The sequence below is a fragment of the Algoriphagus sp. genome, from assembly GCF_039969895.1.
Lineage (GTDB): Bacteria > Bacteroidota > Bacteroidia > Cytophagales > Cyclobacteriaceae > Algoriphagus.
This window is the reverse complement of the sequence record NZ_JBDVMZ010000004.1, coordinates 272,122-284,112: the sequence shown is the minus strand read 5'-3', so window position 1 is coordinate 284,112 and position 11,991 is coordinate 272,122. Positions and strand designations below refer to the sequence as shown.

Genomic DNA, 11,991 nt, shown 5'->3' with positions numbered 1-11,991 from the left:
ATATATGATCCTAAGCAATTAAGTCTTTTACTACTTTACCAGAGACATCAGTCAGTCTATATCTTCTGCCGAGGTGCTTGTAGGTCATTCGCTCGTGATCTATTCCCATGAGGTGAAGTACCGTGGCCTGGAAGTCATGGACGTGCACTGGGTTTTCGGTGATGTTGTATCCAAATTCATCGGTTTCGCCATAGACCATTCCTGACTTCACGCCACCACCTGCCATCCAGATAGAAAAGGCTCTGGGATGATGATCGCGCCCGTAGTTATCCACTAGTATTTTGCCTTGGCAATAATTAGTTCTTCCAAACTCTCCTCCCCAAATCACCAAAGTCTCGTCTAGTAACCCTCTTTGCTTCAAATCTGTGATCAAAGCCGCGGAAGCCTGATCCACATCTTCGGCTTGAAGGCGCATTTCATTTGGCAGATTGCCATGCTGATCCCAACCCTGATGGTAGAGTTGCACGAAGCGAACACCACTTTCCGATAATTTTCTAGCCAAAAGACAATTTGCTGCATAGGTCCCTGGGACTAGGCAATCTGGTCCGTATAGCTTGATGATGCTTTCTGGTTCTTTGGAAATATCAGTCATTTCCGGCACAGCGGTCTGCATTCTGTAAGCCATCTCGTACTGCTTTACCTTCGCAGAGATCTCAGGGTCATTGAATTGCTGCATGTTCAAATTATTCATCTCGGCTATTTTATCGATCATCTTTCGTCTTTCAGATCGACTCATAGACTCTGGATCTTTGAGGTAGAGAACTGGATCTTCAGAATTTGAGAATTGAACTCCTTGATGGGTAGCATCCAAAAATCCGTTACTCCACAGTTTGGAATAAACACCCTGACCATTTCCTCTACCTCTACTCAAAAGAACAGAAAAAGCAGGGAGGTTGCTGTTTTCAGAGCCTAGCCCATAGCTCAACCAAGAACCCATGCTCGGGCGATTGCCTACCTGAGCTCCCGTTTGGAAAAAGGTTAGCGCAGGATCATGATTGATGGCATCGGTATGCATGGACTTTACGATACAAATATCATCGACAATTCCTGCCGTATGAGGGAACACCTCTGATATCCAGGCTCTTGATTCTCCATATTGATTAAACTTGTAATGTGAACCCACCAGCGGGAAGGAAGATTGACCTGCCGTCATACCTGTGAGTCGCTGCGTACCACGGATAGATTCTGGAAGTTCCTCACCCATTCTCTGATTCAACACTGGCTTGTAGTCAAAGGATTCTAACTGACTTGGAGCACCATTTTGAAAGAGATAAATAACCCGCTTGGCCTTAGGTGCAAAGTGTGGTAGCGCACTCATCATGGCTTCTTCTGCTTCTTTTTTCCCTGAAAAAAGATCAGGAACCAACAGAGATCCTAATGCTAAACTTCCCACCCCCAGACTTAGTCTGGATAGAAATTTTCTTCTGTTATGATTCAGCCCTTCTTCTAATAGTTCCTTTTCCATGTTAGCTTTTGGTAATGGTTTCTTCCAGATTGTACATGCTCACGATTACTTGCATGAGCGCGGCGGTTTGTGGGTTGATATTCTTTTCTTCCAGAGGGAACTCTCCTACACTTAACGTCGGTAAAATCAAGTCTGGATTTTCTTTGAATCGCTTCAGTTGATCATCGTAATAGGAGAGGAGTATGGATTTTTCCTCGCTACTCATCTCTCTACATACTATTCGCTTGAATGAGGTAGCTATCGCTTCTTCACCATCTGGGTTTTCATCTAGCATTTTGCTGGCGAGTACTCTGGAAGCTTCCAGGATCATCGGGTCATTCATCATCACCAGCGCTTGAAGGGGTGTGTTTGTTCGATTTCTTCCCAATTCACAGCGGTCTCTATTGCTAGAGTCAAAGATGATTGCCTTTGGCGGAGGTACAGTTAGTTTGATGAAATTATACAAACCCCTGCGGTAAAGTTTGTCGCCTTTGTCCTGAATGTATGTAGCCAAAACGCCTCTTCCCGAAGTAGCCGCTTCCCAGATCCCTTCTGGCATGTAGGGCTTTACACTTGGTCCGCCCAGTTTTCTGACCAATAGTCCGCTGCTGGCCAATACCAAATCTTGGATATTTTCCGCAGGAAGTCTTAGCCTCGGCGCTCTAGCTAGATATAAATTCTCAGGATCAGTATTTAAGTGTTTTTCAGTCATTACTGCTGATTGCTTATACGTAGCAGAGGTTAGCATTTGCTTTAGCAGTCGTTTGATGTCCCAACCATTTTCCATGAAATCCACTGCTAGCCAGTCCAACAACTCAGGATGCGTGGGTAAATCTCCCTGCATTCCAAAATCGCCAGCAGATTTGACTATCCCCTGGCCGAAAATCTCTTGCCACATTAAATTCACAAAAACGCGTGCAGTCAGCGGATTCTCTCGCGCGGTGATCCACTTTGCCAGTCCTAAACGGTTTTTTTCCAGCTCTGCAGGAAACGCCATGATAGAACTCGGCGTGGATGGTTCCACTTTGGTGGTGGGCGCATCGTAAACGCCTCGATCTAGGATATAGGTTGGACGCTGCTCCTCCAGCTCGCCCATCACTGAGATGCTCAACTTAGCGGTGTCTGCATAGTTGATAAAACTCATAATCCCCGAGAGGTCTTCCTGATCTACAAAGAGGATAGGAGTTTTGGCAGGTTTGGATTGAGATACATCGCCTTGATAGCCTTTTTCTGGGGTATTGTTGAAGAAAGCAAACATCTCGAAATACTCCTTTTGAGAAAAAGGATCATACTTATGGTCGTGGCATTGGGCGCATTCCATAGTGATTCCCAGTAGGCCTTTGCTTACGGTGTTGGTCTTGTCAAGTACGTATTCGATTCGGTATTCCTCGTCGATGACGCCGCCTTCTTCGGTGTATTTATGGTTTCTATTGAAAGCAGTCGCCAAAATCTGCTCTTTATTTGCCTCCGGCAAAAGATCCCCAGCTAGCTGCCAAGTGACAAATTGATCGTACGGCATGTTTTCGTTGAAAGCATGAATGACCCAATCTCGGTATGGCCACTGCGTTCGAATATTATCGTCCTGATAACCGTAACTATCTGAATACCTGGAAATATCCATCCAAAGTATGGCGAGCTTTTCTCCAAAACCTGGATCATTGAGTAAGCCATCGAGAAGATCCTCATAGGTAAATTCACCTGAAAAATCTCCAAACCTATCCAATAATTCTGGGCTGGGTGGTAATCCTGTTAGATCTAAACTGGCTCTTTTGATTAACTCGTGGGACTTGGCGGTGGGGTTGGGCTTCAGGCCAACTTCTTTCATCTTCTTGAGTGTGAAGCGATCTATTTCATTGATTGTCCAGTCTGATTCTTCTGGAAGCAATGGTTTCTCCGCTTTTACAAAAGCCCAATGCGGTTCATACTTAGCTCCCTGCTCGATCCACCGCTTGATCAGTTGTACTTCTCTGTCAGATAAGGCCAGGTTAGACTCTGGCGGAGGCATTAGCTCTCCAGGATCTTCAGAGATAATGCGGTGGTAAACGGTGGACTCCTCAAGATTTCCTGGCTTGATTACAAACTGAGAAGGGTCATCTTTGAGAGCAGCATAAGCGCCAGCTTCTGTATCCAAGCGCAGATCTGATTCTCTTTTATTGGCGTCTGGACCGTGGCAGGCGAAGCACTTGTCAGAGAGAATGGGACGGATATGAAAGTTGTAGCTGATCTGCTCACTGTCAGAAAGCATGACTTCATTGCTCTCATTGGAATTGCAACTGACTAAGACGAAGCCAAAACAGCAGAAAGCAACGTATCGTAAAATTTGGGTAGGTGTCATTGTTGGGTTAAATCGATTGTAAAATCATCTTCAACCTAGCAATATTCTAGGGAAATGCCATCCTTCATGTTGAATTTTCATTCTTTTTATTTGATAGAAGGACAAGTACTTATGCTAAAAAATCAAGTAATAAAGGTGTGTCTTTAGCTCGCTGATAAGTTGAATTTGCTTCTTGTCTGAGTAAGCTTTGCGAAAGCCAGAAATAAAAAAAGCTATCCCTAAGGACAGCTTTTTTTAAAGGTGAGATCTCTCAGCTTATTTTTTGATCACAGAGAAGTCAAAGTCATCCAAGAACTTAGTAGTGAAATTTCCAGCTTTGAACTGTTCATTTTCCAGCAAGGCTATGTGGAAAGGAATGGTGGTTTTGATGCCATCAATCACAAACTCTTCCAATGCTCTTTTCATCCGCACAATGACTTCTTCTCTTGATTGGCCGCTGACAATCAACTTGGCAATCATAGAGTCATAATTTGGTGGAATGACATACCCAGCGTACACATGAGAATCTATTCTTACACCACGACCGCCTGGGATATGGAGATTTTGAATTTTTCCCGGGCTAGGTCTGAAGCCATTAGCAGGATCTTCCGCATTGATTCTACATTCCATTGCATATAGCTTAGGATAATAGTTTCTGCCAGAAATGGTATCCCCAGCTGCTACTTTGATTTGTTCTTTGATCAAGTCGAAATCAGTAACTTCCTCAGTGATCGGGTGCTCCACCTGAATTCGCGTGTTCATCTCCATGAAGAAGAAGTTACGGTGCTTATCTACTAGGAATTCTACCGTTCCTGCACCTTCATAGCCGATAGCTTCAGCGCCTTTGATGGCGGCTTTGCCCATTTCCTCGCGTAGTTCGTCTGTGATGAAAGGGGAAGGGGTTTCTTCGACCAGTTTCTGGTGTCTTCTCTGAATAGAGCAGTCCCGTTCAGAGAGGTGACAAGCTTTACCTGTCTTATCTCCGATGATTTGGATTTCGATGTGACGCGGTTCTTCTACGAATTTTTCTAGGTACAACCCATCGTTTCCGAAGGCAGCACCAGATTCCATTCTTGCGTCATCCCATGCTTTTTTGAAGCCAGCTTCTTCCTTTACAATCCGCATACCTCGACCACCACCACCTGCAGTAGCTTTCAGGATGACAGGATAACCCATTTCTTTGGCCAGCCTGATGCCTTCTTCCATGGTCTCCAGTATGCCTTCCGAACCTGGAATGGTCGGTACACCTGCAGCTTTCATGGTTGCTTTGGCGGTAGCCTTGTCACCCATTTGGTTGATCATCTCAGCACTGGCTCCGATGAATTTGATTCCGTATTCCTCACAAATTTTAGAGAACTCTGCATTTTCGGAGAGAAATCCGTAACCTGGGTGAATCGCGTCAGCATTGGTGATCTCTGCAGCTGCGATGATTCTGGGAATATTGAGGTATGATTCACGGCTAGGTGCTGGACCTATGCAGACAGCCTCGTCAGCAAACCTGACATGCAAGCTATCCTTATCCGCAGTAGAGTACACAGCCACAGTCTGAATTCCCATCTCTTTACAAGTACGGATGATCCTGAGGGCAATTTCTCCTCTATTTGCAATTAGTATTTTTTTAAACACAGCGATTTATTTTTTAGTGAAAAAATTATCCTGCTGGATCTACCAGGAATAGAGGCTGATCGTATTCCACTGGGGTGGAATTGGTTACCAATATTTTCACGATTTTGCCAGAAATTTCTGATTCGATTTCATTGAAAAGCTTCATCGCCTCAATGATACAAACAGTTTGACCTGTTTTGATCGAATCTCCTACCGCCACAAACGGATCTGCATCTGGGCTGGAAGTCAAGTAAAATGTACCGATCATTGGGGACTTAATCTCCACTAGATTAGACGAGGCAGGTTCTGCTGCTACTGGAGCGGCTGGGGATGGGGCTGCTACTGGGGCTGGAGCTGCGGCAACTGTAGGTGCTGGTGCCGGTGCAGGAGCCATTTCTACCATTCTTGGAGCAGCCGATTCTGCATATTTTTTAATAGAAAGTTCAAACTCGTCAGTTTTGATTTTAACTTCCGCCAAACCAGAATTGGAGATATAATCGATTAACTCTTGAATCTCTTTTGCTTTCATAGGGCTATTATTTAGGGGCCAAAAAGGCAGTTTTTAAATGGGTTATAAAAGAATAAAGCTGTGTAATTTAGAGAAATCACGCAGCTTAACTAAGTTATTTTACTCTTTCAGAGTAGGAACCATCTCTGGTATCTACCTTGATCATAATGTCTTGCTCCACGAAAAGCGGCACCATCACAGTAGCTCCTGTCTCTACAGTAGCTGCTTTTAAAGCGTTAGTAGCAGTATCACCTTTGATACCAGGCTCAGTGTAGGTAATCATTAACTCTACAAATGCAGGGAGTTCTACAGCCAGTGGAGTTTCTGTTTCGTCGTGAATCAAAATATCACAAAGCTGACCATCCTTCATCAAATTAGCTCTTTCAAGAAGATTTTCTTGTAAAGTGATTTGTTCGAAGGTAGTAGTGTCCATGAAATGAAAACCTAAGTCGTCCCGGTACAAGAACTGATGTGGTCTTTTCTCAACTCGTGCGGTCTCTACTTTCTCTCCAGCACTGAAGGTTTTGTCCAAGGTTTTCCCTGAGGTGATACCTTTCATTTTTGTTCGCACAAACGCTGGTCCTTTTCCTGGTTTGACATGCTGAAACTCCACGATGGTGTAGATGTCATTGTTCATTACCAGACAAAGTCCGTTTTTAAAATCTGCAGTACTTGCCATAACAGTATTATCGTATTATTATTTTAAATTTTATTTTGGGTCGTAAGCCCACTTGATCAGGATAGATCCCCACGTGAAACCACCACCAAATGCCGCAAGCACTAGGTTGTCGCCTTTTTTCAATTGGCTTTCGTAGTCCCAAAGGCAAAGAGGAATAGTGGCAGCAGTGGTATTGCCATACTTTTCGATGTTCATCATCACCTTTTCAGCACCAATGCCCATTCGATTTGCAGTAGCGTTGATAATTCGAAGGTTAGCCTGATGAGGAACTAGCCACGCGATATCCTCACCTGTCAAGCCATTTTTTTGCATGATCTCCGCACTTACGTCAGCCATATTGGTTACGGCAAATTTGAAAACTGTGGAGCCTTCTTGGTAGGCAAAGTGTTCCTTTGCATCCAAGGTTTGCTGGGTGGCAGGTCTTCGACTTCCACCGGCTTTCATATGCAAAAAGGGAGACCCTGATCCGTCAGATTTCAAGATAGCGTCCTTGATGCCCATATCCTCCGTGGTAGGTTCTAACATCACTGCGCCAGCTCCATCTCCGAAAAGAATACAGGTAGTTCGATCAGTATAATCCACGATCGAGGACATTTTATCTGCTCCTACTATAATGACTTTTTTGTGTGTGCCTGTTTGGATGAATTGACTTCCCATCTGCAGGGCAAATAAGAATCCTGAGCATGCAGCGCCCAGATCAAAACTGTAACTGTTTTTGGCGCCAACTAAATCTGCTATGATGTTTGCAGTGGCTGGAAAGGGCATGTCGGGAGTTACCGTAGCGCAGATGATCAAATCTACATCGAGTGGATCAGTGCCAGTTTTTTCTAAAAGACCTCTAACTGCCTCAGCCCCCATTACAGATGTGCCTTGGTCTTCTCCTTTTAGTATTCTTCTTTCTTTGATTCCTGTTCTTGAAGTAATCCACTCGTCATTGGTTTCTACGAGTTTTTCAAGTTCTTTATTAGTCAACCTATATTCCGGAACGTAACCTTGTACTCCGGTGATCATGGCTCTAAGTTTGTCCATTATGCTGGGTTTTAGCTGAGGCGATCAAAAGGAAATCTTCTCAAACTGTTATGTTGGGGATGTGTTCTATCCTGTAAGGAAGGTAAAAATATTACAATTGTCTTTCTCTACCAAAAGAAATCCATCAGTGGAATGTAATCCACTTGATAGACAAGCTGTTCGGGTTAGCCCTGAAAACAAAAAATCCATCTGCTGAAAGCAAATGGATTTTAATAAGTTCAGTTGACTGATTAAGCCAATATTTCTTTTTCGATGATAACTTGTCCTTTGTAGTACAATTTACCGTCCAACCAGAACGCTCTGTGAGGTAGGTGCATTTCGCCAGTTGTAGGACATTTTGCTAGCCCTGGAGCCTCCAATTTGTAATGAGTTCTTCTTTTATCTCTTCTGGTTTTCGAAATTTTTCGTTTAGGATGTGCCATTTTATGCGTGGTTTATGATTATTCCTTGTTTTTTAACTTTTTTAAAAGATCCCACCTAGGATCAACTGGTTTATTATCTTCTGTGGATTCTGATTCATCTTCTGCGTCAATAGAATCCTGCCCATCTATATAAGCGTAAATTCCCTCACCTTCATACTCTTCATCATCCATTTCGTTCCTGTAGTCAGGGTGAATTTTTTTCAATGGCAATGCCAATAAAATAAACTCGTAAATCAACTGAGCTACATTGACTTTCGGGGTGTCCCTGGTAATCATGTAAACGTTTTCGTCGATTTCTTTTTCTTCAGAGCCGTATTTGTAAATCATTTTTTCATGAAAATCCAGCGGCTGCTCGAACTGCTCCAAACTTCTATCGCATGTCAAGGTGACTTTTCCTGCGATATGGAAATCCATTTCAATTACGTTAGCTCCGACTTTCATATTGATCCTTGCGATCAAATTGCCTTTTTCTACTAATTCATTGTCTTCGAAGTGTTGGAAAAATGAATCTCCAATTTCGAATTCAATTTCGTGGACGCCTTCGAGGAACTTAATGACCTCAATATCAAATGTTCTCCAGAATTTCACGATACCTCCTCTTGATTTAAGACCGCAAAAATAGTGAATTATTATAAAAGGATGAAAGAGAAAATGAAATAATCTTTGGTTTCTTCTAAATATCTTTCGATTTCCTTCTCAATCTTCCGATTCCTGCGGGTTGTGTAGTTCAATTATGTCTGACGCCAAGAAAATGGCAGCTCTCATAGACCCTTCATCTGCAAGGTTTTTCCCCGCTATGTTGTAAGCGGTACCATGATCGGGGGACGTTCTCACCACAGGCAGTCCAGCCGTGAAGTTCACACCGGTGCTGAACGCCATAGATTTGAACGGTACCAAGCCTTGGTCATGATACATGGCCAATACCCCGTCAAATTTGTTTTGATGCGCCATGCCAAAGAAACCATCAGCTGGGTAAGGGCCAAATACCAATTTATTTTGATCCTTCAGCGCATGAATTGCAGGCTTGATGATTTTCTCTTCTTCTTCACCGAGCAATCCATCTTCGCCAGCGTGAGGGTTAAGACCGAGGATTGCGATTTTCGGTTTGTTGATACCAAAGTCCTTCTCAAGGCTTTTCAGAAGTATTTTGGCTTTTTGAATGATTTTTTCCTTCGTAATATTTTCAGCCACTTTTGCCAAAGGCACATGACCTGTCACTAAGCCTACGCGAAACTGCTCCGACACCATCAGCATCAAGCTTTCTTTGGCCCCCACTTCATTAGTGATATATTCGGTATGACCTACAAAATGAAGTTCGTCTGTATTTACATTGTTTTTATTTAACGGCGCAGTGACGAGCGCTTGGATTTTCCCTTCTTTGAGGTCATTCACGGCCATTTTCAAAGTTTCCAATGCGAATTTGCCAGCCTCCTGGGTTTCTGCACCGGGGATCACTTCAGGGCATTCTTCACTTACGTTGATTACATTGATGCGTTTGTGCTGAATCTCTTCAATGGTTCGGATTTGGGCAAAATTAAAATCTTCCATTCCCAATTGCTTTCTATAGAAAGTCAGTGCTTTACCATGTGCATAGATCAGCGGGGTAAAAGTCTTATAGGTTCTATTGTCGAGCAAGGCCTTGATAGTGACTTCTGCGCCTATGCCGTTGATATCGCCAATGCTTATGCCGATAATGGGTTTGATCTTGCGTTGATTCATAGAGAATGTAAGTTGGATTTGCCTTCTGGATTGGTATTGCTCCATCAGCTAAGCTAGTCCTTTAGAATTATTGTCTTAATTTTGGTTTCGCAATTTATAAAAATTTATCAGAGCTAACCGATGGAAAAGGTCAAAGCCAAGAAACACTTGGGACAACATTTTTTGACCGATTTAACTATTGCAGAGCAAATAGCACAGGCGGTCAAAGGGCATCAGAATGTATCCAAAGTCTTAGAGATAGGGCCTGGGATGGGAGTGCTCACTGATTTTCTAATCAAAGGAGATTTAGATTTATACCTTATCGATATAGACAAGGAATCAATTATTTACTTACACAAAAAGTATCCTGAACTAGGTGATAAAATCATCGAGGGAGACTTTTTGAAAATGGATCTACAGGAATCATTTGATCAGAAGTTTGCCATCGCTGGTAACTTTCCTTACAATATTTCCTCTCAGATTTTCTTCAAAGTGTTAGAAGTGAAGGACCAGGTGACCGAGGTAGTCTGCATGCTTCAAAAAGAGGTAGCGGAGCGAATCGCCTCGCCTAAAGGAAATAAGGATTATGGGATTTTGTCTGTATTGCTACAGGCATATTATGATATTGAGTATTTGTTTACTGTGCCTCCTCATGTTTTTGACCCGCCTCCAAAAGTCAACTCTGGGGTGATCAGATTGACTAGAAACGAGACTCAAAAACTGGATTGCAACGAAAAGCTATTTAAACAGGTGGTGAAAGCCGGTTTTGGCAACCGTCGGAAAACACTGAGGAATTGCATGAAGCCTTTTCAACTTCCCGCTGAATTTAATTCCCACCCAATTCTGGATTTGCGTGCTGAGCAGCTGGATGTAGCAGATTTTATATTTTTAACCCAAACAATAGAAGCTTCCCGTGGAAATCATTAAGCAGTTTGAACTTTCGAAAGAGTACCTAGAAAGCCTACAGCAGGCGATTGAAGCGGAAGATCTGAGCTTCATCCAGGAAACTCTTGATGGGGTAAATGTAGCTGATATCGCGGCACTGCTGGATGAGCTATCCATGGAGGAGGCCATTTATGTTCTTAGGGTAGTAGATCCTCAGCTGGCAGCCGATATTATCATAGAACTGGAAGCTACCACGCAGCACCGAGTCCTGAAGGAACTGGAAGTTCAGGAAATGGCTAACCTGATCGAATTGATGGATTCGGATGACGGCGCAGATATTCTCAATCTCTTCTTAGAAAGAGAGCGGGAGGATATCATCAGCCATTTTCAGGACAAACTAAAATCTGACCAAGTCCTAGAACTTCTTCGCTATGATCAAGATACGGCAGGGGGTATCATGGCAAAGGAATACATTCGAGCGAATAAAAACTGGAATGTGGTGCAGACGATTAATGAGATTCGAAGGCAGGCTGAGAATGTGAGTAAGATTTATTCAATTTTCGTGGTGAACAATCGTCAGCAACTGATGGGAATTGTTTCCCTGAAGCGCATAGTACTAGCTTCAGAAGATACGAAAATCGAGGATATTTATGAAGAAGAAGTGATCTCTGTGCCTACTCACATGGATCAGGAGGATGTGGCTGAGGTGATGCGAAAGTATGATTTGGAATCTGTGCCTGTCATCAACGCAAAGAAAAAACTGGTAGGGAGAATCACTGTCGATGATATCTTGGACGTAATCCGTGAAGAAGCCGAAGAAGATATGCAGGCAATGACGGGTATTTCTGACACGGTCGATGAATACGATAGTGTCATTAAGCTCACCAAGGCTCGACTTCCTTGGCTATTGATCGGGATTTGTGGAGGTCTGCTAGGAGCAGGGTTCATAGGTTTTTTTGAAGAAGGTCTGAGCAAAGTAACCGCTCTGGCATTTTTCATTCCGCTGATCACAGCGACGGGAGGTAATGTGGGAATTCAATCCTCCTCATTAGTCGTGCAGTCTCTAGCCAACAAATCGATATTTGATGATTCCTTGGCCAAGCGATTTCTAAAAGTATTGTTGGTAGCCATGTTGAATGGGTTGATTCTAGCCACTTTCGTGTTTGGCGTGGTGGTGCTGATCTATCACAATGAGGTGAAATTTGCTTTGGTCGTATCTATTGCATTATTTTCTGTGGTGTTGCTGGCTTCATTTATGGGGACGATCACGCCGATAGTATTGGATAAATTTGGAGTAAATCCAGCATTGGCTTCTGGGCCATTTATCACCACGGCAAATGACTTGATTGGCCTCGCTGTTTACTTTTTAGTGGCGATGTCCTTATTATCTATTTGATTTTTGAGACA

The 11,991-nt window shown here is 43.2% G+C and carries 11 protein-coding genes; 2 read left to right on the top strand and 9 right to left on the bottom strand.

Annotated elements, in window-relative coordinates; all coding sequences use genetic code 11:
• Nucleotides 1–10: 10 nt before the first annotated feature.
• The 9 genes from ABJH64_RS02230 to pdxA form a co-directional block, all read right to left on the bottom strand.
• Complete coding sequence (locus tag ABJH64_RS02230; protein WP_348275088.1) at nucleotides 11–1,465, bottom strand: DUF1501 domain-containing protein; 1,455 nt, start codon at nucleotides 1,463–1,465, stop codon at nucleotides 11–13.
• Nucleotide 1,466: 1 nt separating this feature from the next.
• On the bottom strand, nucleotides 1,467–3,779 hold the full coding sequence (locus tag ABJH64_RS02225; protein WP_348275089.1) for a PSD1 and planctomycete cytochrome C domain-containing protein: 2,313 nt from the start codon (nucleotides 3,777–3,779) through the stop codon (nucleotides 1,467–1,469).
• A gap of 255 nt (nucleotides 3,780–4,034) precedes the next feature.
• Entirely contained in the window at nucleotides 4,035–5,384 is a 1,350-nt protein-coding gene (accC, locus tag ABJH64_RS02220; protein ID WP_348275090.1) for an acetyl-CoA carboxylase biotin carboxylase subunit, read from the bottom strand.
• A 25-nt stretch (nucleotides 5,385–5,409) separates the two neighbouring features.
• Nucleotides 5,410–5,892 (bottom strand): acetyl-CoA carboxylase biotin carboxyl carrier protein, encoded by a 483-nt coding sequence (gene accB, locus ABJH64_RS02215; protein WP_348275091.1) that lies wholly within the window; start codon nucleotides 5,890–5,892, stop codon nucleotides 5,410–5,412.
• Between the two features lie 94 nt (nucleotides 5,893–5,986).
• Nucleotides 5,987–6,550, bottom strand: coding sequence for an elongation factor P (gene efp / locus ABJH64_RS02210; RefSeq protein ID WP_348275092.1), 564 nt, complete (start codon nucleotides 6,548–6,550; stop codon nucleotides 5,987–5,989).
• Nucleotides 6,551–6,580: 30 nt separating this feature from the next.
• Entirely contained in the window at nucleotides 6,581–7,579 is a 999-nt protein-coding gene (locus ABJH64_RS02205) for a beta-ketoacyl-ACP synthase III (protein WP_348275093.1), read from the bottom strand.
• Nucleotides 7,580–7,809: 230 nt separating this feature from the next.
• Nucleotides 7,810–8,001: a 50S ribosomal protein L32 gene (rpmF, locus tag ABJH64_RS02200; protein WP_057938136.1), complete on the bottom strand. Its 192-nt coding sequence runs from the start codon at nucleotides 7,999–8,001 to the stop codon at nucleotides 7,810–7,812.
• A gap of 18 nt (nucleotides 8,002–8,019) precedes the next feature.
• Nucleotides 8,020–8,589, bottom strand: coding sequence for a DUF177 domain-containing protein (locus ABJH64_RS02195; RefSeq protein ID WP_348275094.1), 570 nt, complete (start codon nucleotides 8,587–8,589; stop codon nucleotides 8,020–8,022).
• A 108-nt stretch (nucleotides 8,590–8,697) separates the two neighbouring features.
• A complete protein-coding gene (gene pdxA / locus ABJH64_RS02190) occupies nucleotides 8,698–9,720 on the bottom strand; it encodes a 4-hydroxythreonine-4-phosphate dehydrogenase PdxA (protein WP_348275095.1) in 1,023 nt (340 codons plus the stop codon).
• 120 nt (nucleotides 9,721–9,840) lie between these two features.
• On the opposite strand from pdxA, the gene rsmA reads away from it, so the two are divergent.
• Together rsmA and mgtE are read left to right on the top strand one after the other, a co-directional pair.
• Nucleotides 9,841–10,626, top strand: a complete 786-nt coding sequence (gene rsmA, locus ABJH64_RS02185) for a 16S rRNA (adenine(1518)-N(6)/adenine(1519)-N(6))-dimethyltransferase RsmA (protein ID WP_348275096.1) — start codon at nucleotides 9,841–9,843, stop codon at nucleotides 10,624–10,626.
• Entirely contained in the window at nucleotides 10,613–11,980 is a 1,368-nt protein-coding gene (gene mgtE / locus ABJH64_RS02180; protein ID WP_348299414.1) for a magnesium transporter, read from the top strand. The genes rsmA and mgtE overlap by 14 nt, the downstream gene beginning before the upstream one ends.
• Nucleotides 11,981–11,991: the final 11 nt, after the last annotated feature.